The 22,977-nt window shown below is 64.8% G+C and carries 21 protein-coding genes and 3 pseudogenes; 9 read left to right on the forward strand and 15 right to left on the reverse strand.

Annotation, left to right across the window (positions count from 1 at the left end):
• Nucleotides 1-40: 40 nt before the first annotated feature.
• Nucleotides 41-1,075, forward strand: coding sequence for a zinc ABC transporter substrate-binding protein ZnuA (gene znuA, locus ShzoTeo12_RS08480; RefSeq protein ID WP_318912200.1), 1,035 nt, complete (start codon nucleotides 41-43; stop codon nucleotides 1,073-1,075).
• A gap of 96 nt (nucleotides 1,076-1,171) precedes the next feature.
• Nucleotides 1,172-2,377, forward strand: a complete 1,206-nt coding sequence (gene zigA, locus ShzoTeo12_RS08485) for a zinc metallochaperone GTPase ZigA (protein ID WP_318912202.1) — start codon at nucleotides 1,172-1,174, stop codon at nucleotides 2,375-2,377.
• 5 nt (nucleotides 2,378-2,382) lie between these two features.
• Here zigA and mgrA read toward each other — a convergent pair whose 3' ends face one another.
• Together mgrA and ShzoTeo12_RS08495 are read right to left on the reverse strand one after the other, a co-directional pair.
• The gene (gene mgrA / locus ShzoTeo12_RS08490; RefSeq protein WP_318912203.1) at nucleotides 2,383-3,414 is read right to left on the reverse strand and encodes an L-glyceraldehyde 3-phosphate reductase; all 1,032 of its coding nucleotides are present in this window, start codon (nucleotides 3,412-3,414) and stop codon (nucleotides 2,383-2,385) included.
• A gap of 213 nt (nucleotides 3,415-3,627) precedes the next feature.
• Nucleotides 3,628-4,106: pseudogene (locus ShzoTeo12_RS08495) on the reverse strand (Gfo/Idh/MocA family oxidoreductase); the annotation flags it as partial.
• Nucleotides 4,107-4,294: 188 nt separating this feature from the next.
• On the opposite strand from ShzoTeo12_RS08495, the gene ShzoTeo12_RS08500 reads away from it, so the two are divergent.
• Entirely contained in the window at nucleotides 4,295-5,227 is a 933-nt protein-coding gene (locus ShzoTeo12_RS08500; protein ID WP_318909409.1) for an IS110 family transposase, read from the forward strand.
• 15 nt (nucleotides 5,228-5,242) lie between these two features.
• Here ShzoTeo12_RS08500 and ShzoTeo12_RS08505 read toward each other — a convergent pair.
• Both ShzoTeo12_RS08505 and ShzoTeo12_RS08510 read right to left on the reverse strand, forming a co-directional pair.
• A pseudogene (locus tag ShzoTeo12_RS08505) lies at nucleotides 5,243-5,485 on the reverse strand (gfo/Idh/MocA family oxidoreductase); the annotation flags it as partial.
• Nucleotides 5,486-5,734: pseudogene (locus ShzoTeo12_RS08510) on the reverse strand (glycoside hydrolase family 2 protein); the annotation flags it as partial.
• Nucleotides 5,735-6,153: 419 nt separating this feature from the next.
• Between ShzoTeo12_RS08510 and ShzoTeo12_RS08515 the strand changes: the two are divergent.
• Both ShzoTeo12_RS08515 and ShzoTeo12_RS08520 read left to right on the forward strand, forming a co-directional pair.
• Nucleotides 6,154-7,188: a LacI family transcriptional regulator gene (locus tag ShzoTeo12_RS08515; RefSeq protein ID WP_413251128.1), complete on the forward strand. Its 1,035-nt coding sequence runs from the start codon at nucleotides 6,154-6,156 to the stop codon at nucleotides 7,186-7,188.
• A 134-nt stretch (nucleotides 7,189-7,322) separates the two neighbouring features.
• A complete protein-coding gene (locus ShzoTeo12_RS08520) occupies nucleotides 7,323-8,576 on the forward strand; it encodes an MFS transporter (RefSeq protein ID WP_318912206.1) in 1,254 nt (417 codons plus the stop codon).
• A 74-nt stretch (nucleotides 8,577-8,650) separates the two neighbouring features.
• Here ShzoTeo12_RS08520 and gndA read toward each other — a convergent pair whose 3' ends face one another.
• The 5 genes from gndA to ccoG form a co-directional block, all read right to left on the reverse strand.
• The gene (gndA, locus tag ShzoTeo12_RS08525; RefSeq protein WP_318912207.1) at nucleotides 8,651-10,081 is read right to left on the reverse strand and encodes an NADP-dependent phosphogluconate dehydrogenase; all 1,431 of its coding nucleotides are present in this window, start codon (nucleotides 10,079-10,081) and stop codon (nucleotides 8,651-8,653) included.
• 168 nt (nucleotides 10,082-10,249) lie between these two features.
• Complete coding sequence (ccoS, locus tag ShzoTeo12_RS08530) at nucleotides 10,250-10,405, reverse strand: cbb3-type cytochrome oxidase assembly protein CcoS (protein ID WP_313192907.1); 156 nt, start codon at nucleotides 10,403-10,405, stop codon at nucleotides 10,250-10,252.
• Nucleotides 10,402-12,696 carry a cation-translocating P-type ATPase gene (locus ShzoTeo12_RS08535; RefSeq protein WP_318912209.1) on the reverse strand — a complete coding sequence of 765 codons (2,295 nt, stop codon included), beginning with the start codon at nucleotides 12,694-12,696 and terminating at the stop codon, nucleotides 10,402-10,404. Before ShzoTeo12_RS08535 ends, ccoS begins: the two co-directional genes overlap by 4 nt.
• Nucleotides 12,693-13,193 carry a FixH family protein gene (locus ShzoTeo12_RS08540; protein ID WP_413251129.1) on the reverse strand — a complete coding sequence of 167 codons (501 nt, stop codon included), beginning with the start codon at nucleotides 13,191-13,193 and terminating at the stop codon, nucleotides 12,693-12,695. The genes ShzoTeo12_RS08535 and ShzoTeo12_RS08540 overlap by 4 nt, the downstream gene beginning before the upstream one ends.
• Entirely contained in the window at nucleotides 13,190-14,761 is a 1,572-nt protein-coding gene (gene ccoG / locus ShzoTeo12_RS08545; RefSeq protein ID WP_318912213.1) for a cytochrome c oxidase accessory protein CcoG, read from the reverse strand. Before ccoG ends, ShzoTeo12_RS08540 begins: the two co-directional genes overlap by 4 nt.
• Before the next feature lie 213 nt (nucleotides 14,762-14,974).
• Between ccoG and ShzoTeo12_RS08550 the strand changes: the two genes are divergently transcribed.
• From ShzoTeo12_RS08550 to ShzoTeo12_RS08560, 3 genes are all read left to right on the forward strand, one after another.
• The gene (locus tag ShzoTeo12_RS08550; protein ID WP_318912215.1) at nucleotides 14,975-15,391 is read left to right on the forward strand and encodes an SRPBCC family protein; all 417 of its coding nucleotides are present in this window, start codon (nucleotides 14,975-14,977) and stop codon (nucleotides 15,389-15,391) included.
• Nucleotides 15,388-15,744 (forward strand): VOC family protein, encoded by a 357-nt coding sequence (locus tag ShzoTeo12_RS08555; RefSeq protein ID WP_318912217.1) that lies wholly within the window; start codon nucleotides 15,388-15,390, stop codon nucleotides 15,742-15,744. Before ShzoTeo12_RS08550 ends, ShzoTeo12_RS08555 begins: the two co-directional genes overlap by 4 nt.
• Nucleotides 15,745-15,958: 214 nt before the next feature.
• Nucleotides 15,959-16,696, forward strand: coding sequence for a GGDEF domain-containing protein (locus ShzoTeo12_RS08560; RefSeq protein ID WP_318912219.1), 738 nt, complete (start codon nucleotides 15,959-15,961; stop codon nucleotides 16,694-16,696).
• A gap of 310 nt (nucleotides 16,697-17,006) precedes the next feature.
• Here ShzoTeo12_RS08560 and ccoP read toward each other — a convergent pair whose 3' ends face one another.
• From ccoP to ccoN, 4 genes are read right to left on the reverse strand one after another with little or no spacing between them, the layout of a single operon-like run.
• A complete protein-coding gene (gene ccoP / locus ShzoTeo12_RS08565; RefSeq protein ID WP_318912221.1) occupies nucleotides 17,007-17,870 on the reverse strand; it encodes a cytochrome-c oxidase, cbb3-type subunit III in 864 nt (287 codons plus the stop codon).
• Between the two features lie 2 nt (nucleotides 17,871-17,872).
• The gene (locus ShzoTeo12_RS08570) at nucleotides 17,873-18,025 is read right to left on the reverse strand and encodes a cbb3-type cytochrome c oxidase subunit 3 (RefSeq protein ID WP_119256127.1); all 153 of its coding nucleotides are present in this window, start codon (nucleotides 18,023-18,025) and stop codon (nucleotides 17,873-17,875) included.
• A 12-nt stretch (nucleotides 18,026-18,037) separates the two neighbouring features.
• Nucleotides 18,038-18,769 (reverse strand): cytochrome-c oxidase, cbb3-type subunit II, encoded by a 732-nt coding sequence (gene ccoO / locus ShzoTeo12_RS08575; protein WP_119256126.1) that lies wholly within the window; start codon nucleotides 18,767-18,769, stop codon nucleotides 18,038-18,040.
• Between the two features lie 11 nt (nucleotides 18,770-18,780).
• Nucleotides 18,781-20,403, reverse strand: a complete 1,623-nt coding sequence (gene ccoN / locus ShzoTeo12_RS08580; RefSeq protein WP_318912225.1) for a cytochrome-c oxidase, cbb3-type subunit I — start codon at nucleotides 20,401-20,403, stop codon at nucleotides 18,781-18,783.
• Between the two features lie 210 nt (nucleotides 20,404-20,613).
• On the opposite strand from ccoN, the gene ShzoTeo12_RS08585 reads away from it, so the two are divergent.
• A complete protein-coding gene (locus ShzoTeo12_RS08585) occupies nucleotides 20,614-21,096 on the forward strand; it encodes a hemerythrin domain-containing protein (protein WP_318912227.1) in 483 nt (160 codons plus the stop codon).
• Nucleotides 21,097-21,099: 3 nt separating this feature from the next.
• Here the strand turns inward: ShzoTeo12_RS08585 and ShzoTeo12_RS08590 are convergent, their stop codons facing one another.
• Nucleotides 21,100-21,810, reverse strand: a complete 711-nt coding sequence (locus ShzoTeo12_RS08590) for a PAS domain-containing protein (RefSeq protein ID WP_318912228.1) — start codon at nucleotides 21,808-21,810, stop codon at nucleotides 21,100-21,102.
• Between the two features lie 237 nt (nucleotides 21,811-22,047).
• Complete coding sequence (locus ShzoTeo12_RS08595) at nucleotides 22,048-22,977, reverse strand: lipid A biosynthesis lauroyl acyltransferase (RefSeq protein ID WP_318912230.1); 930 nt, start codon at nucleotides 22,975-22,977, stop codon at nucleotides 22,048-22,050.

A 22,977-nucleotide genomic window follows, 5' to 3' on the forward strand; every position in this document is an offset into this window, starting at 1 on the left:
GATGTAATAACATTACATTCCCATTCAAGACGGAGATCCCATGCAAAAGGCCGTTCGCACCCTCCTTCTTTCCACCGCCCTTTTCGCCGCCGGCGCAGCCGCGGCGCGGGCCGAAGCGCCCAGCGTGGTCGTCTCGATCAAGCCGATCCATTCGCTTGTTTCCGCGATCATGCAGGGCGTCGGGGAGCCAAGCCTCATCGTGGAGGGAGCGGCCTCGCCGCATACCTATTCGCTCAAGCCCTCCAATGCGGCCGCCCTGCAGGATGCCGACGTGATCTTCTGGGTCGGCCACGGACTGGAGGCCTTCCTGGAAAAGCCGCTGGAATCGCTCGGCGGCAAGGCAACCGTCGTCGAACTGGAGGACGCGCCAGGCCTCGAAAAGCTGCCGTTCCGCGAGGGCGGCCCCTTCGAGGCGCATACGCATGAGGGCGAGGAAGGCCACGATCACGCCCATGAAGGCCATTCCCACGACACGGATGGCCACGACCACGCCAAGGAGGCCGAAGGCCACGGGCACGGCGAGGAAGCCGGACATGAGGGCCATGAGCACGGCGAATTCGACATGCACCTCTGGCTGAGCCCGGAAAATGCCCGCGCCATCGCCGCCGAGGCCGCCAAGGTTCTGGCCGAAAAGGACCCCACCAATGCGGAGACCTACAACAAGAACCTCGCCAGCCTGAATGAGAAGCTCGTCGCGCTCGACAAGGAGCTTGCGGAGACGGTCGCCCCGATCAAGGACAAGCCCTTCATCGTCTTCCACGATGCCTATCAATATTTCGAACACCACTACGGCGTGCTCGCGGCCGGCTCGATCACCGTCAGCCCGGAAACCCTGCCCGGCGCGGAGCGCCTGACCCAGATCCGCGACAAGGTAAAGACCCTCGGCGCCACCTGCGTCTTCGCCGAACCGCAATTCGAGCCGAAGCTGGTGAACGTGGTGATCGAGGACACGCCGGCAAAGTCCGGCACGCTCGACCCCGAAGCGGCCACGCTCGATCCCGGCCCGGACCTCTACTTCACCCTGATGAAGAGCATCGCGACATCCCTGCGCGATTGCCTCGGCAAGGACGGCTGAGCACTCGGCCTCCCAACAAGCGCACAGGAAGGCGGGAATTTTCCCGCCTTTTTCAGCCAATCAAATGTAATAGTATAACATTAAAGGCAAATCCCGATGGACAACCGCCTCCCCGTCACCGTCCTCTCCGGCTTCCTGGGCGCCGGCAAGACGACGCTGCTGAACCACGTCCTCAACAACCGCAGCGGCCTGCGCGTCGCCGTCATCGTCAACGACATGAGCGAGGTGAACATCGACACCGCCCTCATCCGCGACGGCGGTGCGGACCTGTCGCGCACGGATGAACAGCTCGTCGAGATGACGAATGGCTGCATCTGCTGCACGCTGCGCGACGACCTCCTGAACGAGGTGCGACGCCTGGCGGAAATGGACCGCTTCGACTATCTGCTGATCGAATCCAGCGGCATTTCCGAGCCGCTGCCCGTCGCCACCACGTTCGACTTCCGCGACGAAGATGGCCGCAGCCTGTCGGATGTCGCCCGTCTCGATACGATGGTGACGGTCGTCGACACCGCCAACCTCCTCAAGGACTATGGCTCGCAGGATTTCCTCGCCGATCGCGGCGAAACCGCCGGCGAAGGCGATACGCGCACGCTGGTGGAACTGCTGGTCGAGCAGATCGAATTCGCCGACGTGGTGGTGCTCAACAAGGCGGGGGCTGCAAGCCCCGCCGATCTCCTTGCTGCCCGCCAGATCGTCGGCGGCCTCAATGCGAGCGCCCGCGTCATCGAGACGGATTTCGGCCGTGTCGAACTCGCCGATATCCTCGGCACCGGCCGCTTCGATTTCGAGCAGGCGAGCGAACATCCACTCTGGTTCAAGGAACTGCACGGCTTCCGGGATCATGTGCCGGAGACCGATGAATACGGCATCCGCTCCTTCGTCTACCGGGCAAAACGCCCCTTCCACCCTGCCCGCTTCAAAACCTTCCTTGATGAGAGCTGGCCGGGCGTCATCCGCGCCAAGGGCTTCTTCTGGCTCGCCACCCGCCCGCACCATGTCGGGGAGATGAGCCAGGCGGGTGCGCTGGTCAGGAGCGGCCGGCTCGGCCTCTGGTGGGCTTCCGTGCCGCGCCAGCACTGGCCGGAGGATCGGGCGGCGCAAGACGCCATCACCCGCCATTCAGATCCAATATGGGGCGACCGGCGGCAGGAGCTCGTCTTCATCGGCGCGGACCCGATGGACGAAGCCGATATCCGTCGCCGGCTCGATGCCTGTCTCGTGGAAGCTGATGGTTTCGAGCCTGCCCGGTGGGCGAACCTGCCGGACCCGTTTCCTGTCTGGGTCCGGCAGGTGAGCTGAAAATGTCAGTCGCGTTCCGCGGAGCTGGCCCAGAGGTTGATGTCGGCTTCCTTGGCGTAGACATCGATCTCGGCCAGTTCCGCGGCCGTGAAATCGGGCTTTTCCAGCGCCTTGACGCAATCGACGATCTGCGCGGAACGGCTCGCGCCGATCAGTGCCGAGGTGATGCGCCCGCCGCGCAGCACCCAGGCGAGCGCCATCTGCGCCAGCGTCTGACCGCGCTTTTCGGCGATGGCGTTCAGCTTGCGGATATTGTCGATGATCTCGGGGCGGATGAAATCCTTCTTGAGGAAGTGGTTCAGCGCCGCGCGGCTGTCGCCCGGAATGCCGCCGAGATATTTCGTGGTCAGCATACCCTGCGCCAGCGGCGAGAAGACGATGGAGCCGATGCCGAGGTCTTCCAGCGTATCGACGAGACCGTCCTCCTCGACCCAGCGGTTGAGCATGGAATAGCTCGGCTGGTGGATGAGGCAGGGCGTGCCGAGATCCTTCAGGATCGCGGCGGCCTCGCGGGTGCGCTGCGAATTGTAGGAGGAGATGCCGACATAGAGCGCGCGGCCCGAGCGCACGATATGGTCGAGCGCGCCGCAGGTCTCTTCCAGCGGCGTATCCGGGTCGAAGCGGTGGGAGTAGAAGATATCGACATAGTCGAGGCCCATGCGCTTCAGGCTCTGGTCGCAGGAGGCGATGAGATACTTGCGGCTGCCCCACTCGCCATAGGGACCCGGCCACATGTCGTAGCCGGCCTTGGAGGAGATGATCAGCTCGTCGCGCAGCGCCTTGAAATCGGTGCGCAGGATTTCGCCGAAGGCGATCTCGGCGGTGCCGGCCGGCGGGCCGTAATTGTTGGCGAGGTCGAAATGGGTGATGCCGAGGTCGAAGGCCGTGCGGCACATGTCGACCTTGCGGTCATGCGGCGTGTCGTCGCCAAAATTGTGCCAGAGGCCGAGCGAGATCGCCGGCAGCTTCAGGCCGGAGCGTCCCACGCGGTTATAGGTCATCGTGTCGTAACGGTTTTCCGCCGGCTGCCAGGCCATGGTCGCGTTCCTTTGCTGCATTCTGGTTGCGCCTGCATAACGCTCCCGTGCCGGTATTCACAAGGGGGAATTGCCCCTCACCCTAACCCTCTCCCCGCAAGCGGGGAGAGGGAACGTGCCCCACGAGGGTCACTGGTTGGGGAAACCAGCGCGGCATATCCCCTTCTCCCCGCTTGCGGGGAGAAGGTGGCCGGCAGGCCGGATGAGGGGCACTTACCGCAGCAACGCCCGCGCCTCTTCGATGCCCAGCGCCTCCGGCTGGGTGCAGGTCGTCACGATGTCGATCGCCCGCCCCTCTTCCGCCGAACGCAGGACGCCGTCAGCACGTCGATCGTGTGCAGCGAGCGGTCGAGCGAGCAGCGATAGTCGCGGCCGGTCGTAAGCGCTTCCATCATGTCGGCAAGGCCGATACCGCGGTAGTTCGCCTGCTTGCCCCAGTCGAACTGGAAGTTCTGCGCGGTCAGCGGATGATCCCAGACCTTCACGTCCTTCGGCTCCTTGTCGTCACCGGCGACCTCGACCTTCCCGCCGAAGAAGTTCGGGTCCGGCACGAAGACGGCGCCGTCCGTGCCGTAAAGCTCCATGTTCTGGTGGCGATGCGCCCAGACATCCCAGCTCGCCATCAGCGCCACCTGCGCACCGCTGGCGAATTCGAGGATGGCGTGGATATTCGTCGCGACCACGACCGGCACCTTGTAACTTCCCTTTATCCGCGAAAGCCGGTGTATTTGGCATTGCGGTGGCGGATGGCATCCCGCAGCACTTTTGGGACACCAAGCCCGCGGGAGAGCCCGGGTCTCCATCCGCCGTTCCATCGAACCCGAACAGTCGCCAGGGCCGCTCGACATTGCGAAGCCCGCTTAGGCAAGGATGGGATCGGATGGACAAGGTTGTCGTCGGTATCGACGTATCGAAGGACTGGCTCGACGTGCATGTCGCACCGTCGGGTGAACATTTCCGGGTCGGCAACGATCATGCCGGCGTGGAGGCGCTGATAGCCCGGCTGTCGTCGCACGGCCCCGCTCTGGTGGCGCTGGAGGCGACGGGCGGCTACGAGCATGTGGCGGTGGCGGCGCTTTCGGCGGCGGGGCTTGCCGTGGTGGTCGTCAATCCGGCACAGGTTCGCGCCTATGCGAATGCTCTGGGCAAACATGCCAAGACCGATCCGATCGACGCGGCAGTGATCGCGGCCTTCGTCGAAGCGGCCAAGCCCGACATACGTCCCTTGAAGGACGAGGCGGCGCGGGCCTTCGGCGAACTGGTGACACGGCGGCGCCAGATCGTGCAGATGATGGTGGCGGAAGAGAACCGCGAGCGGATGGCCGCATCCCCGCCCGCCCGCAAGAGCATCCGGCGCGTCCTGACGGCGCTGCGGCGCGAGCTGGAGAGCCTTGATGCCGATATGGACGACCGGATCCGCAAATCACCGTTGTGGCGGGTGCGCGAGAGGCTGTTGACCTCGGTGCCGGGCGTGGGACCGGCGGTGGCGCGCACGCTTTTGGCACATATGCCGGAACTGGGCAGCCTCGACCGGCGACAGATCGCGGCGCTGGCCGGGCTTGCACCGTGGACGCGGCAATCGGGCAAGTGGAAGGGCAGGAGCTTCATCGGCGGAGGCCGGAGCAACGTGCGGTCCGTGCTGTTCATGGCAGCCCTCGTGGCCAGTCGCCACAATGCGGTGCTCAAGGCCTTCCGCGATCATCTCGTGGCGGCCGGCAAGCCGAAGATCGTCGCCATCGTCGCAACCATGCGGAAGCTGCTGACCATGCTCAACGCCATCATCAGGGACCAAAGGCCATGGCAAAACACTTGACAACAAAGACAGTCGCTCTCCCCGCAAGCGGGGGCCGTTGCCGATCACGCGCTCCTCGCGCGCCCGGTTGGCAAGCGCCACGACGCGCTTCACCGGGCCGACGAGGTTGACGAGGTTGTTGACGTAATACGGCCCCATGTCGAGGATCGGCCCGCCGCCCGGCGCGAAGAAGAAGTCCGGGTTCGGATGCCAGCTCTCCATGCCCGGCCCCAGCACATGCGCCGTGCCCGACATGTTCTTGCCAAGCTTGCCGCTGTCGAAGCCGCCGCCCCAGACGCGGAGCATGCTCATATTGGCGTCGACGGCCGATTGCAGGAGATCGCGCACGCCGGATGGCGTAATGCGGGACGGCAGGGCGTCGGCCGGAATCCAGTTCGCGCCACGGCAGAAGATTTCGCGGCCGTTGACCATCAGCGCGAAACGGCTGCCCGCTTCGTCCTTATCGGTGATCAGCTCGACCTGCCGCAGGCCGATACAACGCACCACCATCTCGGCCGGCGTCTCGAGCAAATCTCAATGAGTCTCCTCCCCAACTAAAACGTTTCAGTGGAAAGTTAAGCCAATCGATTTGACCACGCAATCAGCCTGGGCGCCGCTCATGTGTTTTCCGTCGAGCAGTGGTCGCTTATGACTCGAGGCGAACCCGAAAGCACAAAGAAAAAGAGAAGCAATACACTGTATTTATTATATTTATATTGGAAAACGACGTTTTCCGTACCTCGCATTCGCAACCGCATGAATTATCGCTTTTTAGCGCAATGTCAGGCAAGCAGGACGAAAACTTGGAGTTTCCTGAAACTTCACCTCGACAAAACACCTGTATCGTTGCAGATTTATAGATACTTCCGGCAGGGAGTGGCGGGCGGAAGCAAAATCTGTATAACCGGCCGCTAATGCGAAGAGGTGGACAGGCGGGGATGGACAGAATGAAGAGCGGGGGCCGGGCGGCATCGACGCCCCCCTCCAGCGAGCGGCCGACGCTGAAGACCATCGCCTTCATGACGGGCCTCGGCATCACCACCGTTTCGCGGGCGCTGAAGGATGCGCCCGACATCAGCAGCGAGACGAAGGAGCGCGTGCGCCTCGTCGCCCGGCAGATCGGCTACCAGCCGAACCGGGCGGGTGTGCGCCTTCGCACCGGCAAGACCAATGTCATCAGCCTGATCCTCAGCCTGGAAGAGGAGATCATGGGCCTGACGAGCCCCATGGTCGTCGGCATCTCGGAAGTGCTCGCCGCAACGCAGTACCATCTCGTGGTGACGCCCTACCGCACACAGGGCAATGCGCTCGATCCGGTGCGCTACGTGCTGGAAACGGGCGCAGCCGACGGTGTGATCATCTCGCGCACCGAGCCGAAGGACCCGCGCGTCGCGCTGATGATGGAGCGCAACTTCCCCTTCGTCACGCATGGCCGCACCGAGATGGGCCTTGCCCATCCCTATCACGATTTCGATAACGAGCGCTTCGCCTATGAGGCCGTGCGCAAGCTGGCCGAGCTCGGCCGCAAGCGCCTGGTGCTGCTCCAGCCGCCGCCCTACCTCACCTTCTACCTGCACATGCGGGCGGGCTTCGAAAAGGGCATCCGCGATTTCGGCGCGACGGCCCTGCCCTTCAACACCGTCAACCTCGACAACAGCCTCCTCGATATCCGCAACGCCGCCGAGGCGCTGTTCGACGCCGCCGACGGGCCTGACGGCATCGTCTCCGGCAGCGGCTCGGGCGCGGTGGCGCTTATCGCGGCGCTCGAGGCCAGGGGCCGCAGGCTCGGCCAGGACATCGACATGGTCTCCAAGGAACCACACATGTTCCTGCAATGGCTGCGGCCGGAGGTCGTGACCATGCGCGAGGATATCCGCCTCGCCGGCCGGGAACTTGCAAAGGCCGTCATCGCCCGCATAGAGGGCATTCCGCCCGAAGAATTGCAGACGCTGAGCTATCCGATCCCGACGGACGAGGCCTGACGCATCACCCCATGCCGCTTCGGCATGCCGGCAACTGGGCGTAGCCATATATAGCCGTTGCAGGCCGCCCGTTTTTTAGGCATCGCAAAGCCGTCGCTGAATTGAAGCAGTCGCGACGGCAAGCAGGAGCGGCGATGGCCCACGAGAAACAAAGATTGAACTATGTGCTGTTCCTCATCGCAGGCGCCGGCCTCGTGAATGTCGCGAGGGCGATGACGCTCTCGTTCCTCGCCATCAAGCTGCAGCAGACCTTCGGCCTCGGGCCGGCGATGATCGGCATGCTGCTGGGTATCGGCCCGCTGGTGGGCGCGGTCGTAGCGCCCTTCGCGGGCTCCCTGTCGGACAAGGTGGGGCGCAAGACCGTGCTGACGCTCACGCTGCTTTCCATGGCCCTCGCTATGGTCGGCATGGGCGTCGCCGAAACCGTCATCGCATTCTGCATTGCCCAGGTGGTCGCGGCTGTTGCCGTCGCGATCAACGAGCCGGTATCCCGCGCCCTGATGAGCGACGTGTGCCCCGAACCGCTGCGCCTCAAATATTTCTCCTGGCGCTACATGGCGATCAATTTCGGCTTCGCCGTCGGCCCGCTGATCGGGATCGCGGCAGGCGCCGCATCCACGACGCTGTTCGTCATCGCCGGCATCGTCTACGCCCTCTTCGCGCTCGCCCTCTACATGCTGAAAGTGCCCGTGCAGCTTAGCGAGGCCGAGCACGCATCCGCGCCGAAAATATCGGTGCTCCAGAGCATCAAGATGGCCATCCGCGATCCCCGCCTCGCCTTCTTCGTCGGCGGCGGCACCATGCTGGTGGCGGTCTACGGCCAATGGTCGGCGACGCTTGCTCCCTACCTCGCCGGTAACATCGCCGGCGGCGTCGAGATCTTCGCCTATATCGTCTCCATCAACGGCGCCGTGGTCCTGATCGGAAACCCGTTCGCCCGCCGCTTCATCGAACGCGCCGGAGCGCTGAATGCACTTGTGACCGGCTGCCTGCTGTTCCTCGTCGGCGAGCTCGGCTTCCTTGCCTCCAGCGGCCTCTGGGGCCTTGCCATCTCCATGGTCATCTTCACCATCGGGGAAATTCTGGTCGTCCCGTCCGAATACATGCTGGTCGACGGCATTTCGAACGACCGCAACAGGGGCAGCTATTTCGGTGCCCACTCCTTCTCGACGGTCGGCAATTTCGTCGGCCCCACTTTCGGCGGCCTCATGCTCGGCGCCTTCGGCGGGCCGGGCATGTTCCTTCTCTTCGCCGGCTTCTCGATCATCAGCGCCATCCTGTTCGCCATCGGCACCAGAATGCCGCCGCCGAAGGCTTCGGTCGAGCTTGCCCCGGCAGCCGCATCGAGCGGTGCCGTCGGCCCGCATCTCAGGGGCGCCTACGCCTGACGCCTCCAAATACCGTTCAAGCAAAAGGCCCGGTCTTGCGACCGGGCCTTTTCGTGTCAGGCTTCCGCCGGAGCTCAGCCGTTGAGGCCGGAGCCCCAGGGGCCGTGGTGGCTGTCCGCACCGTCGGTGCGGTCGAAGCCGTGTGCGCCGAAAAAGTCGCGCTGCGCCTGGATGACGTTCGCCGTGCCGCGGCCGCGGCGGTAGCTGTCGAAATAGCCGAGCGCCGAGGCGAGCGCCGGGACCGGCAGGCCGTGCAGGGCGGCGGCGGAGACGACGCGGCGCAGCGCCCCGTCCGTTTCCTTCACCATCTCGGCGAAGGCCGGGGTGACGATGAGGTTGGCCGCATCCGGCGTCTTGGTGAAGGCGCTGGTGATCGCGTCGAGGAACTGCGAGCGGATGATGCAGCCGGCGCGCCAGATTTTCGCGATCGTCGGCATCGGCAGGTTCCAGCCGTATTCCTTCGAGGCGGCGGACATCACGGCGAAGCCCTGCGCATAGGCGCCGATCTTGCCGGCGAGCAGCGCGCTTTCGAGGTCCTTGAGGAAGGCGGCCCTGTCGGCGACCTTGAGCTCCGGCACGGCCGGCAGGCCAAGGATCTTCTCGGCGGCCTCGCGCTCGCCCTTGAAGGAGGAGATCGAGCGGGCGGCGACGGCGGCCTCGATACCGGTCGCCGGCACGCCCATGTTCTGCGCCTCGATGGCGGACCACTTGCCGGTGCCCTTCTGGCCGGCCTTGTCGAGGATCATGTCGACCATCGCATTGCCGCTGATCGGATCCTTGGCGGCGAGCACCGTCGCGGTGATCTCGATGAGATAGGATTCGAGGCGCCCCTTGTTCCATTCGCCGAAGACGGCGCTGATCTCGGAGGCGCTCATCTTCAGGCCGTCGCGCAGGATACCGTAGATCTCGGCGATCATCTGCATGTCGGCATATTCGATGCCGTTGTGGATGGTCTTGACGAAGTGGCCGGCGCCGTTCTCGCCGAGCCAGGCGACGCACGGGTCGTCGTTGTACTTAGCGGCGATCGATGTCAGCACCTTCTCGACGCGCTTCCACGAATCTTCCGTGCCGCCGACCATGATGGAGGGGCCATGGCGCGCGCCCTCCTCACCGCCGGAAACGCCCATGCCGATGAAGGTGAGGCCGCTGTCCTTGAGGGCATCGAAGCGGCGCATCGTATCGCGGAAATTCGCGTTGCCGGCATCGATCATGATGTCGTTCTTTTCCAGATGCGGACGCAGCAGTTCCATCTGCTGGTCGACCGCGGCACCGGCCTGGATCATGATGATGATCGGGCGCGGCGGGCGGATGGCGGCGACAAACTCTTCAATCGTCTCGCAGGGCACGATGCGGCCCTTGAGGTCGCCCGCCTCCTCGTAGAATTCCTTCGTGCGCGCCGCCGTGCGGTTGAACACCGCGATCGTGTTGCCCTTTTCGGCAATGTTGAGCGCAAGGTTCGACCCCATGACGCCGAGACCGATAAGACCGATTTCCGCCTGTGCCACGATAATACCTCCGTAGAATGGCGCGGCGGGGATTGTTTCGGGCTCATGCCGGAAACGCCGCGCAAGAAGAGACTGAGGAGCTTAGCTCCAGCGGAGGTGTTTTGGCATTCAAATCGATTTACGACAAGCAATTGTTTGTTCGAACAGCGTTTTTAGAACCGCTCGAAATCACGTCCCCGGCTTGTCGTCGCCGTCGTCGAGCACGCGCCAGGCGGCGCCCTCGACATCGTCGTACTGGCCGCTCTTGAGCGACCAGAGAAAGGCCCCGAGGCCGAGCGCGCCGAGGAAGAGCGCGATGGGGATGAGGAAGATCAGCGTGTTCATGCGGCTCGCACCATAGTCTTGACCGGGCGCGCTTCGTCCGCGGCGCGGGCCGCGAAGGCCGGCATCCTGCCGCGCAGGCGAAGCGAGTTCACCACCACGATGATCGAGGAAGTGGACATGGCTATGGCGGCGATGAGCGGCGTGGCATGGCCGAGGATCGCGATGGGCACGGCGATGACGTTGTAACCGATGGCAAGCGCGAAGTTCTGCCGGATGAGCCGGCCGGCGCACCGCGCGGTTTCATAGGCGAAGGGCACGGCTTCCAGGCTCTCGTGCAGGAAGACGAAATCCGCCGCCTGCCGGCCGACATCGGCCGCCGTCGCGGGCGCGATGGAGACATGGGCGGCGGCGAGCGCGGGCGCGTCGTTGATGCCGTCGCCGACCATCAGCACGCGATGCCCGGCTGCCGCCCGCTCGGCCACCGACTCCGTCTTCTCGCGCGGCGAGAGCGCGGCGCGCCAGCGGCCGATGCCGAGAAGGCCGGCGATGCGCGAGACGGCGGGGGCGCGGTCGCCCGAAAGGATCGCCATTTCGATGCCGTCCTGCCGGAGGGCGGCGATGGCCTCGCCCGCACCGGCCCGCAGCGCATCCTCGAAGCGGAAGGTTTCGAGCACCTTGCCGTCGCAGGTGAGCACGACTTCGGAAAGACCATGCGCCTCCTCAGTGGTGGCCGCCCGGCCGCAGGCGAAGGCGCGGTTGCCGAGACGCAGCACGCCCTGCCCCGTCACGGCTTCGAGCCCGCCGCCGGCAACCTCCGTCACCGCGTCGATCACCGGCGCAGAGCCGGCATTGGCGCCGGCCAGCGCCATCGACAGCGGATGGCGCGAATGGGCGGCGAGCGCAGCGGCAAGGGCAAGATGCGCCCGGTTCAGCTTGTCCCGCTCGACGAGGCGCGGCTTGCCAAGCGTCAGCGTGCCGGTCTTGTCGAAGACGGCGGTGTCGATCTCGGCGAGGCGCTCCATCGCCGAGCCGTCCTTCACCATCACCCCGCCGGCAAAGAGCCGTCCGGCCGCGACCACCTGCACCACCGGCACGGCAAGGCCGAGCGCGCAGGGGCAGGTAATGATCAGCACCGCGATGGCGACGAGCATGGCATGCTTCCAGTCGCCGTCGAGAAAGCCCCAGCCGAGGAAGGAGGCGAGCGCCAGCAGATGCACGGCGGGCGAATAGATCTGCGCGGCCCGGTCGGCGATGCGGCGATAGCGGGCCCTGCCGCCTTCGGCGGCCTCCATGAGGCCGATAACCTCGGAGAGGAACGAATTGCGCGCGGTGGCGACGGCCTCGACGGTGAGCGAGCCGGTGAGGTTCATCGCCCCGGCCTCGAGCTCAGTGCCGGGCGCGGCGGCCAGCGGATCGCTCTCGCCGTTGACGATGGAGCGGTCGATATCGCTCACGCCCGAAAGCACGCGGCAATCGACCGGGATGCGCTCGCCGGCCGCGATGGAGAGATGTTCGCCGACCGCGATCTCCTCGACCGGGCGATAGTCGCGCGAGCCGTCCGGCCTCACGACCATGGCCCCGCGCGGCGAAAGGCGGGCAAGGCCGGTGATGGCCGAGCGGGCGCGATCACGCATGACGTGGTCGAGCGTGCGGCCGATGAGCAGGAAGAAGAGAAGGCTGACGGTCGCGTCGAACCAGGCATGCTCGGCGCTGTGCAGCGTCTCCCACAGCGAGACGGCATAGGAGAGCGTGATGGCGAGCGCGATGGGCACGTCCATGTTGGTGCGGCCGTGGCGCACGGCGTTCCAGGCGGACTGGTAGAAGAAGCGGCCGGAATAGATCAGCGTCGGCCCGGCGATGAAGGCGGAGATCCAGTGGAAGAGGTCGCGCGTGGCGTCTTCCGCGCCCGACCAGACGGAGACCGACAGCAGCATGATGTTCGTCGCGGCAAAGCCCGCGACGGCGACGGCGCGGATGAGCTGGTTGCGCAGCCTGTCGTCGCCCTCGGCGGCGAGCGAGAAGAGATGCGTGTCGTAGCCCGTGGCGCGGATGGCGGCGGCAATCGCCTGCGGATCGGTGCGGCGGCCCTCGACCTCCTCCCTCCAGACGACCGAGACGCGGCGCGTGGAGAGGTTGACGCGCGCCCGCGCGACTTCCGGCAGGGCGTTCAGAGCACCCTCGACGGTGGTGATGCAGGTACCGCAATGCACGCCCGGCACGCTGAGGTCGCTCTGGCGCAGCCCCTCACCCACCGTGCGGCTGGCGAGCATCAGCTCCTCCGAGGACGGCAGCGCGTGGCTGGCGCGCTCGGCCTCCATCGCGCCTTCCGTGCCGGGTGCGCAGCAGCTCACTTCGCGCCTCCCGCGACCACCGTGCGGACAGTCTGGTGGAATACCTTCCTGCCGTCCTTCCTCGTGGCGATGTCGACCACCCACTGGCCGGAGGCGATGTCGCGCTCGGCCGTGAAGAGGCCCTTCCCGTCCGGCTGGAGCGCGAGGGTGAAGTCGTCGCGTTCATCCACCGGGCGCTTGAAGACGGCGGAGACGTCGTCGGCGACGAGCGGCGCGCCCTTGGCGTCCACCACCCGATAGGCGACGCGGCCGCCCTCGATGGTCAGGCTGCCCTCGATGCCGCTGGCGGCGAGCGCCTTGGCCTCGGCGACCTTGCCGTTGAACTGCTGGCTGGCGACATAGGTGTTCGGCACAACGAGGCCGCTCCAGCTATGCGAGGCATTCCACGCCATGATGAGGTTCACGGTGATGATCGTTCCGAAGAACAGCACCATGACGCCCAGCATATGCCAGCCGGTGAAGACGAAGCCCTGTTCCTTGCGTTCTGCGGCCATCACTTTGCTCCCGGCGTGTTGAATTTGGCGGAATAGACGTCGCGCTCGTGACCCTGCCGGTCCTCGGCGACAATCTGGAAGCCTTCGGCGGCTTCCGCAAGCCGATCCTTGGGCAGGGTGACGAAAACACGCAGCGCCGTCACCTTGTCCGGGTCCGCCGGCACGTCGACGCTGCGGCCGTCCGCGCTGTCATGGCCCGCTATCTTCATCGTCGCGCCCGGCATGCCCTCGATGGAGACGGTGATGACGCGCGGCTCGGGAATCATGTTGAGCAGCTTCACGGCATAGCCGTTGCGGATCGAGCCGTCCGATTCGACGACGAATTGCGGGTTGCGGTCATGGATGACGTTGAGGTCGAGCCGGTCGCGCGACAGCAGCGCGAAGACGAGCGCAAGGCCGGCCAGCGACCAGACGCCGAAATAGAGCAGCGTGCGCGGGCGGAAGATGATGCGCCAGTCGAAGTGCCTGATCGCATCGATGAAGCGGCCGTCGGCATCGCGCACGCGATTCGGATCGACGGGAACCGTGCCGCCGGCGGTCGCCAGCGCCATGTTGGTCGAATAGTCCGAAAGGGTGGCATAGGCGATGAGGCCGCGCTCCTTGCCGAGCTTGTCCATCACGTTGTCGCAGGCGTCGATGCAGAGCGCGCAGGTGATGCATTCGAGCTGCTGGCCGTCGCGGATGTCGATGCCCATGGGACAGACGACGACGCAGGCATTGCAATCGACGCAATCGCCGACGCTCTCGCCGGCGGCGATGGCCTTCTTGGCGTGGCGGGTGCGCGGCTCGCCGCGCCAGTCGTTATAGGTGACGACGAGCGAGCTCTCGTCGAGCATCGCCGCCTGGATGCGCGGCCAGGGACACATATAGGTGCAGACCTGCTCGCGCATCAGCCCGCCGAAGACATAGGTCGTGGCCGTCAGGATGGCGACGGTGATATAGGCGACGGGCGGCGCCTGTAGCGTCACGAACTCGACGAGCAGGGTCGGCGCATCCGCGAAATAGAAGATCCAGGCGCCGCCGGTCGCCACCGCGATCACCAGCCAGGTGACGTGCTTGCTGACGCGCTTCCAGATCTTGTCGAGCGTCCAGGGGCCGGCATCGAGCTTCATGCGCGCGTTGCGGTCGCCCTCGATGGCGCGCTCCACGACGAGGAAGAGATCGACCCAGACGGTCTGCGGACAGGCATAGCCGCACCAGGCGCGCCCGACCGCCGAGGTGACGAGGAAGAGCCCGAAGCCCGCCATGACGAGCAGGCCCGCCACGAAGAAGAATTCCTGCGGCCAGATCTCGATGAAGAAGAAGTAGAACCGGCGACCGGCAAGATCGACCAGCACGGCCTGGTCCGGCGCGTGCGGGCCGCGATCCCAGCGGATCCACGGCGTCAGGTAGTAGATGCCGAGCGTGATCAGCATCACCAGCCACTTGAACTGGCGGAAGCGACCTTCGGCGCGCTTGGGGAAGATCTTCTTGCGCTTCTCGTAAAGCGGCTTGCGCACCTTCGCCGAATTGACGGGCTCCGCTTCGTGGCGCTCGACGGAATTATAGATCGTGGTGGAAGTCTGTTGCATGGGATGGGCCGCACCTGTCGTTGTGCCGGCACAATGACGCCAACAGGGGCCGCTATCGTTGATCTACGTCAAGTTTCGCGCATCGCATGGCGTGGCGGGTTGCCGCACAAGGCATTGTACGGCATGCGTGGAGCGCCGCTGCACGGCAATATGTTCACTTTTTGTTCGACACCTTCCTATAACTCACCTATGATCGGGAAAGAGGAGACAGCCATGACCACCCTTCCCGCCCGCATCGTCCATCGGACGATTCGACGTAACTGGCGCGCGGTCTACGATTTCGCGTCGAGGCCGGAGAACATGCCGCTCTGGGCGTCCGGTCTCGCCGCGGGGTTGACGCGCGACGGCGACGACTGGATCGCCGACGGCGGCCCCGTCGGCAATGTGCGCGTGCGCTTCGCCCCGCCGAACGAGTTCGGCGTCATCGACCATACGGTGACGCTGCCGGATGGGCTGCGGGTCGAAAATGCCCTGCGCGTCGTGCCGAATGGCGATGGCGCGGAGGTGATGTTCACCCTGCTGCGGCAGGCGGATATGGACGATGCGGCCTTCGCGGCGGACGCGGCGCATGTCGCTCGCGATCTCGACGCGCTGGCGCGATTGATGGAAAACGAGGAGAGGCCGCGATGAGCAGCAGGGGCGCCGATCGCAGGATCGACTATATCGAATTCAACGTTTCGGACATCGCGAGGAGCAAGGCCTTCTACGGCGGCGCCTTCGGCTGGACCTTCACCGATTACGGCCCGGACTATTGCGAATTCCAGGACGGCCGCCTCACCGGCGGCTTCACGACGACGGCGCCCGTGGCGGCTGGCGGCGGGCCGCTCGTCATCCTCTTTGCCGACGATCTGGAGGACGCCCTCGCACGCATCGAGACGGCCGGCGGAAAGATCGTCCGGCCGATCTTCGCCTTTCCCGGCGGCCGGCGTTTCCACTTCGCCGACCCCGACGGCTACGAACTGGCGGTCTGGTCGGACCGATAAAAACATGCCGTAACGTCAATATGATCGCGAGGTGACTTTTATCGAATGAATTCAGGCTTTTTCAATCATCGGCTCCTAGAGCATTTCCAGCAAAAGCGCGAAGCGGTTTTGCGTTCGGAAATGCGGCAAAGAAAGAGTTGGAGCGTTTTCGCGATTCGGCGAAAAGCGGAAATGCTCTAGCGAGTGCCGCGGTTGAAACGGACGGGCTCGTTCGATGTACAGGATCCTCGGCAAGACATTGGCGGTGGCGGCGCTCTCCGTGCTGGCCTCGCTCATGATCAGCTTCGCCTTCGTGCCGATGCTGGGCGGCAAGGTCGCCGGCGCGGGCCTCGTTATGACCATCGCCTGCCCCATCGCCATCTCCATACCGGCCTCCATGCTGCATTTCTGGCAGGCGGAAAGGCTGCGCACGGCCAACACCGCCCTCGCCCAGGCGCGCGACGCGCTGGCGGCGGCCTATGACCGCCTGCAGGACCAGGCCCGGCGCGATGCCCTCACCGGCGCCCTCAACCGCGCGGCCTTCATGGCGGGGCTGGACGAGCGCAACCGGGCCGGCGCGCATGGCGGCCTGCTCTTCCTCGACATCGATCATTTCAAGTCGGTCAACGACCGCTTCGGCCATGCGGCCGGCGACGAAGCGCTCGCCCGTGTCGGCACGGTGCTCTCGGGCCTTTCCGGCGACGGCGATCTGGTCGGGCGCCTCGGCGGCGAGGAGTTCGCCGTCTTCCTGCACGAAGCCGCGCCCGAGCGCATGCTCGACCACTCGCAGGCAATCCGCAAGGCGGTCGCGGCGATCGACCTGCGCACGCCCTCCGGCATCCGCATCGCCCTCGGCATCAGCATCGGCGCCTTCCACTGCGCGCCTCACTTCGACCCGGCCGAAGCGCTCGCTGCAGCGGACCGGAACCTCTATCGCGCGAAATCGGCGGGCCGGAACACGGTCGTGGCCTGAGCGATAGCCCTGCGGGGCAGCGACATCGTTGGCCTTGCCGCATAGCGGCAGCCGACCTGTTACGGGTGTAAGTGTCGACCCTCGGCTCAAGGCCGAGGGTGACGGAGGGGAGCAAAGGTGCGCGCCCATCAGGCGACGCGGCGGAGGAAACCATCGCCTCAGCGTCGAAACCTTCCTGCCGTCTTCATCCTCGGGCTCGACCCGATCCATGCCACCCGGCGCCTGCCCCGCCGATCCGGAACAACCCCTCGCCTCACAAACAGAAAGGCCGCGGTCTCCCGCGGCCTTCCGTCCTTGCATGTCCTGCTGTCTATTCGCCGCCACCGAGCGAATGCACGAAGATAGCGAGCTGCTTGACGGCCGGCTCTCCGAGGCGGGGGAGCCAGGCGGGCATGACGCCGTGCTTGGGCGCGCGGACCTGCGCGGCGATGGCGGCTTCGCCCTCGCCCTTCAGCCAGATGGCGTCGGCAAGGTCGGGGGCGCCCATCTCACGGTTGCCCTTGGCGTCCTCGCCATGGCAGGAAGCGCAATTGTCGGCGAAGACCTGCTTGCCGGGCTCGACCAGGCTCGCATCCGACGGCGTTCCCGTCAGGCTGACGACATAGGCGGCGACTTCCTTGATCTGCGCCGGCTCGAGGATCTCGCCGAAGGCCGGCATTTCCGAGACGCGGGTCTCATCGTCGCCGGGATGGCGGATGCCGTGGGCAATGGTCTGGTAGATGTCTTCCACCGTGCCGCCCCAGATCCAGTCGTCGTCGTTGAGGTTCGGGAAGCCCGCGCCGCCGGCCGCGCCCGAGCCGTGGCACTGGGCACAGTTGACCTTGAAGGCCGAGGCGCCGCCCGAGATCGCGAACTGCGAGAGCTGCGGATCGGCAAGGATCTCCTCCAGCGACGACTTGGCGATACGGTCGACATTGACGGCCTGTGCTTCCTTGGCGCTGGCAAGCTCGGCGGCGATGTTGGCGCGGCTCGACCAGCCGAGCATGCCCCGCGTCGCATCCGAGATCATCGGCCAGGCCGGGAAGGCGATGGTATAGCCGATGGCCCACAGGATCGTCAGGTAGAACGTCCAGACCCACCAGCGCGGCATCGGATTGTTCAGTTCCCTGATGCCGTCCCATTCGTGGCCGGTGGTTTCGACGCCCGAGATTTCGTCGATATGCTTCTCGGCCATGATCAGTCCTCCTTGAGGGGGATTTCAGCGGCCCGTTCGGCAGCCTTGCGGCCGCCGGGGCGAAGGGTGAAGGCGAGGACGGCCACGAAGAACAGCGTCATGGCGAGCAGGCCCCAGCTATCGGCGAAGTGGCGCATGGCGGTATAGGTTTCCATGAGACGTCCTCCTCAGCGGTAACCGCTGGCATCGTCATAGGTGGAGAAGTCCACCAGCGTGCCGAGCATCTGGAGATAGGCGACGAGCGCGTCCATTTCGGTGAGCCGCGCCGGATCGCCGTCGAAATCGCCGATCTTGGCCTTCGGGTAGCGGGCGAGAAGGCCCGCCGTGTCGGCGTTTGGATCGGCTTGCGCCTTCATGTCCGCCTCGGCGTTCTCGACCATCTCGTCGCTGTAGGGCACGCCGACGTCGCGGTTGGCCGTCAGATGCATGGCGACGTTCTTCACCTCGAGGTTCGTCTCCTTGAGGAAGGAATAGCTCGGCATCACCGATTCCGGCACGACCGAGCGCGGCTCGATCAGGTGCTGGACATGCCACTCGTTCGAGTAGCGGTCGCCGACGCGGGCAAGGTCCGGGCCGGTGCGCTTCGAGCCCCACTGGAACGGATGGTCGTACATGGATTCCGCCGCCAGCGAGTAATGCCCGTAGCGCTCCACCTCGTCGCGGAACGGCCGGATCATCTGGCTGTGACAGACGTAGCAGCCTTCGCGGACGTAGATGTCGCGGCCGGCGAGCTCCAGCGGCGAGTAGGGCCGCATGCCCTCCACCTTCTCGATGGTGTTTTCCAGGTAGAACAGCGGGGCGATCTCGACGATGCCGCCGATGGTGACCACGAGGAGCGAACCGACGAGGAGAAGCGTCGCGTTGCGTTCGAGGATGGCGTGTTTATCAAGAATGGACATTCTGTCCCCTCCTATTCGGCCGGCTGCAGGGCGGGCGCGGCGCCCGGGATCGGGGCCTCGTCACGCTGGTAGCCGAGGATTGTCATGGTCACGTTGTAGGCCATGATGATCGCCCCCAGGAGGAACAGCCCGCCGCCGACGGCGCGCAGCACGTAGTAGGGGAACATGGCGGCGACGGTTTCGGCGAACGAGTAGACCAGGAAGCCCTGCTCGTCGTATTCGCGCCACATCAGGCCCTGCTGGATGCCGGCGACCCACATGACGGCCGCGTAGACGACGATGCCGAGGGTTGCGAGCCAGAAGTGCCAGTTGACCATGCGGATCGAATAGAGCCGCTCGCGCTTCCAAAGCTTCGGGACGAGGAAGTAGATCGCGCCGAAGGTGATGAGGCCGTTCCAGCCGAGCGCGCCCGAATGCACGTGGCCGATGGTCCAGTCCGTGTAGTGGCTGAGCGAGTTGACCGACTTGATCGACATCATCGGGCCTTCGAAGGTCGCCATGCCGTAGAAGGCGACGGCCATGACCATCATGCGCACGATCGGGTCGGTACGAATCTTGTCCCAGGCGCCCGAGAGCGTCATCAGGCCGTTGATCATGCCACCCCACGAGGGCATCCAGAGCATGACCGAGAAGACCATGCCGAGCGTCTGCGCCCAGTCCGGCAGCGCCGTATAGTGCAGGTGGTGCGGGCCGGCCCAGATATACATGAAGATCAGGGCCCAGAAGTGGATGATCGACAGGCGGTAGGAATAGACCGGACGGTTCACCTGCTTCGGGATGAAGTAGTACATCATGCCGAGGAAGCCGGCGGTCAGGAAGAAGCCTACGGCATTATGGCCGTACCACCACTGCGTCAGCGCATCCTGCACGCCCGAGAAGGCCGAGTAGCTCTTCGAGCCGAGGAACGAGACCGGGATCGCCAGGTTGTTGACGATGTGCAGCATGGCGATCGTCACGATGAACGACAGGAAGAACCAGTTCGCCACGTAGATGTGCGGTTCCTTGCGCGTCATGATCGTGCCGAGGAAGGCGACCAGATAGGCGACCCAGACGATGGTCAGCCAGAGGTCGACATACCATTCCGGCTCGGCATATTCGCGGCCCTGCGTGACGCCGAGCAAGTAGCCGGTGGCAGCCATGACGATGAAGAGCTGGTAGCCCCAGAACACGAACCAGCCGAGATTGCCGCCGAAGAGGCGCGCCCGCGAGGTGCGCTGCACGACGTAGAAGGACGTCGCGATCAGCGCGTTGCCGCCGAAGGCGAAGATCACGGCCGAGGTGTGCAGCGGACGCGTGCGGCCGAAATTCAGCCAGGGCTCGATGTTGAGGTCGGGGAAGGCAAGCTGCAGCGCCACGAAGACGCCGACGAGGAAGCCGACGACGCCCCAGAACACCGTCGCGATGACGCCGTATTTGATGACCTCGTCGAAATAGCCGCCGTCATCCTGCGAAGATGGGGCTGGGCCGGCAGGCACGAAGGACACGCGCCGCACCATGACGAGCGTGCTGGCGAGCAGCACGAAGAAGAGGACCCACATATGGGCCTCGAAGAGCTTGTCCTGGGCAAAGGCCACACCGAGCAGCGCAAGGAAGGCGCCGACGGCCAGGACTATTGTTTCCGTTATGTATTTCATCGTTGGCATCCCCCAACCGGTCAAAGTACCGCGACGCCCGGTTCCCGCACGGAATCGGCCATTGCGCTCCATGGAGCCATCGCAGATGCGCGAGCCCGTATCCTTGACTTGGATCAAGGCGCGGATCGGAAGGTGGCGGCATCAAGGGACAGGTTGACGCAGCCGCGCGTCGAAAACACCGCGGCCCTCCCCTCAACGAGGAAGCACGACATGACGGATTATGCTGGCATCGCCCGGTTGCTCTCGGATCGCCCGACGGACACCGCTTCACTGGATTGGCTGAAAAAGGCCCATGACGCCCAGCTGGCGCTTTGTAGCGCATTGGAAGAAATCGCCGACAGCCTGCCGGCCAATATCAACCGGCAGAAATGCATCTACGCGGCCAAGTCCCTGATCCCGCTGATCAACGGCATCCATCGTTATGAAGAGGAAGCCCTGTTCCCCATGCTGGAAACGCAGGCATCGGGAGGCGAGGAAATGGCCGGGACGATCGCCCGCCTGAAATTCGAGCATGTCGAAGACGAGTGCTTCGCGGAAGAGCTGACCGACACGCTGACGCGTCTCGGCAGCGGCGACGGCAGCGTGAACGCGGAAGCCGCGGGCTACATGCTTCGCGGCTTCTTCGAATCGATCCGGCGCCACATCGCCTTCGAACAGCGGTTCATGCTGCCCGAAGCGGGCCTCGCGTCCTAGCGTTCAGGCCGCCATCGGATCGCGGAACTCCAGCATGTCCTGGAGCACGACGATGGCGCCCAGCACATGCCCGGCCACCGACATGCAGGGCGTCATCCGGCAACGGGTCATGCCTTTGCCCGGGCGGGTGGACATATAGTCGTATTCCACCGCCTCGCCCGTAAAACAGCGATCCAGGTGCCGTTTCAGCAGGTTTTCGAAACGCGGGCGGCCGATGAATTCGGCGATATGCCGCCCGACGAGATCGATGGGCTTGCCGCCGAAGCGCTCCGCATTCAACGGGTTGGAATAGATATAGCGATAGTCGGTGGTGACGACCGCCACACGATCCGGCAGGCTGTCGAGGATCGCCTCGTTGAGCAGCCCATCCTCCATGACGCGCGGCGCCGCAACGGGGCGAACTCCCGGGGACGGCCTGAAGCCGAGGAACGCGGCGCCCTCTTCGGTGCCGAAATAGCGGTCAAGCAGCAGCTTGAAATGGCGTGCCTGCCGGAGCACGCAGGCCTTGTCTTCCGCCTCCTCCCGCAAAAGATCCACGAAGAACTGGAATTGGGAGCGGAATTCGGAGGCGTCGCTCGCCTCCTTCAGCAGGACGGCCAGCAAGGCCGTTTCGATTTCCCTGTCCAGCATGGCGATGAGCTTTTCGTCTCCCGCCCTCACCGCATGCTGAAGTTGCGAATACTTAAACCAGAACAACCCTACAAGAGCTTTCAAATCATGCTCCATGAATTGCTGAGAACTACAGCAATTGCATCATCATTTTACTTATCGTGTCCGAATCGAAAGCTCTTTTTTGACTCTGCCCTCCGTCAAACCACTGCCAAAGCGGGCGGCTCGATAAAATCATATAAGCGGAGGGAGATATGTCAAACCCATAATGGGACAGAAAACACGTAAATGGCGTGGCCGGATATGCTCAGCCGGGGAAATGAAGAAAGGAATTGGAAGCCATCAAGTATTGAGACTGCGCTTGATGTTCCAGCGGTCGTGATACCACAGCCACTGGCCGGGATATTCGCGCACCCATTGCTCCACCTTGTCGTTGAGCATCTGGGCCGTCGCATCGACATCGACTGCGCCGTTCGCCTTGCGGGGGACCGCCATCGCCGGTTCCAGCTCCAGCCGGTAGCGGTTGCCCGGAAGGCGGATGCAGCGCGCCGGATAGACCTCGCAGTCGAACTGGCGGACGAGCTTGGCCAGCAGCGGATTGGTCCGCACGTCCTGACCGAAGAACTTCGTATAAAGCCCCTTGCCGAACTTCTGGTCGACAAGCACGCCAACCGGCTGTCCCGCCTCGAGCTTGCGGGCAAGCGTGAAGGAAGAACCGGCATGAGAGGGCACGAGCTGGCCCATCCGGGCCTTGCGGAACTCGAACACCTTCTCCGCGACGTAAGGGTTGTTCGGTGGGCGGAAGAGCACAGTCACGTCCAGCCCGAAGGCCGCGCCGGCAACCGGCAGAAGCTCGAAATTTCCGGTATGGGCGGTGAAGACGATGAAGGGACGCGGATTGTCGCGCAGATTCATGAAGAGCGGGATACCGGAGACTTCGATCCGGCCGGGCTCCGCCTTCTCCGGGTCGAAGTCGAACAGGCGGTCGAGGAAGACATACTCGGCGGCAAGCCGGCCCATATTGCCCCAAGCATCGAGCGCGATCGCCTCGATCTCCGCCTCGGATTTTTCCGGATAGGCATTGCGCAGGTTCGTCAGCGTCAGCGTGTGGCGGCTTGTCTTGGGCCCGATCCGACGCGCGACGCGGTCGGCGAAATTGATCGCGCCGTCCGCCGGCAGGAGCTTCAGGATATTGAGCAGGCCGAAGGCGAGCTGCGCAACGAACCAGTCCTTCGAATTGCGCAGCGCCAGGACGAGGCGGGTGATCAGCAT

The sequence above is a fragment of the Shinella zoogloeoides genome (genome assembly GCF_033705735.1).
In the GTDB taxonomy this organism is placed as follows: Bacteria; Pseudomonadota; Alphaproteobacteria; order Rhizobiales; family Rhizobiaceae; genus Shinella; species Shinella zoogloeoides_A.

Excerpts from the sequence above, each read along its gene's own strand:
- znuA (WP_318912200.1), top strand. The coding sequence starts at position 41 with ATGCAAAAGGCCGTTCGCACCCTCCTTCTTTCCACCGCCCTTTTCGCC.
- zigA (WP_318912202.1), top strand. The coding sequence starts at position 1,172 with ATGGACAACCGCCTCCCCGTCACCGTCCTCTCCGGCTTCCTGGGCGCC.
- mgrA (WP_318912203.1), bottom strand. The coding sequence starts at position 3,414 with ATGGCCTGGCAGCCGGCGGAAAACCGTTACGACACGATGACCTATAAC.
- ShzoTeo12_RS08500 (WP_318909409.1), top strand. The coding sequence starts at position 4,295 with ATGGACAAGGTTGTCGTCGGTATCGACGTATCGAAGGACTGGCTCGAC.
- ShzoTeo12_RS08515 (WP_413251128.1), top strand. The coding sequence starts at position 6,154 with ATGAAGAGCGGGGGCCGGGCGGCATCGACGCCCCCCTCCAGCGAGCGG.
- ShzoTeo12_RS08520 (WP_318912206.1), top strand. The coding sequence starts at position 7,323 with ATGGCCCACGAGAAACAAAGATTGAACTATGTGCTGTTCCTCATCGCA.
- ccoS (WP_313192907.1), bottom strand. The coding sequence starts at position 10,405 with ATGAACACGCTGATCTTCCTCATCCCCATCGCGCTCTTCCTCGGCGCG.
- ccoG (WP_318912213.1), bottom strand. The coding sequence starts at position 14,761 with ATGCAACAGACTTCCACCACGATCTATAATTCCGTCGAGCGCCACGAA.
- ShzoTeo12_RS08550 (WP_318912215.1), top strand. The coding sequence starts at position 14,975 with ATGACCACCCTTCCCGCCCGCATCGTCCATCGGACGATTCGACGTAAC.
- ShzoTeo12_RS08555 (WP_318912217.1), top strand. The coding sequence starts at position 15,388 with ATGAGCAGCAGGGGCGCCGATCGCAGGATCGACTATATCGAATTCAAC.
- ShzoTeo12_RS08560 (WP_318912219.1), top strand. The coding sequence starts at position 15,959 with ATGTACAGGATCCTCGGCAAGACATTGGCGGTGGCGGCGCTCTCCGTG.
- ccoP (WP_318912221.1), bottom strand. The coding sequence starts at position 17,870 with ATGGCCGAGAAGCATATCGACGAAATCTCGGGCGTCGAAACCACCGGC.
- ShzoTeo12_RS08570 (WP_119256127.1), bottom strand. The coding sequence starts at position 18,025 with ATGGAAACCTATACCGCCATGCGCCACTTCGCCGATAGCTGGGGCCTG.
- ccoO (WP_119256126.1), bottom strand. The coding sequence starts at position 18,769 with ATGTCCATTCTTGATAAACACGCCATCCTCGAACGCAACGCGACGCTT.
- ccoN (WP_318912225.1), bottom strand. The coding sequence starts at position 20,403 with ATGAAATACATAACGGAAACAATAGTCCTGGCCGTCGGCGCCTTCCTT.
- ShzoTeo12_RS08585 (WP_318912227.1), top strand. The coding sequence starts at position 20,614 with ATGACGGATTATGCTGGCATCGCCCGGTTGCTCTCGGATCGCCCGACG.
- ShzoTeo12_RS08595 (WP_318912230.1), bottom strand. The coding sequence starts at position 22,977 with ATGCTGATCACCCGCCTCGTCCTGGCGCTGCGCAATTCGAAGGACTGG.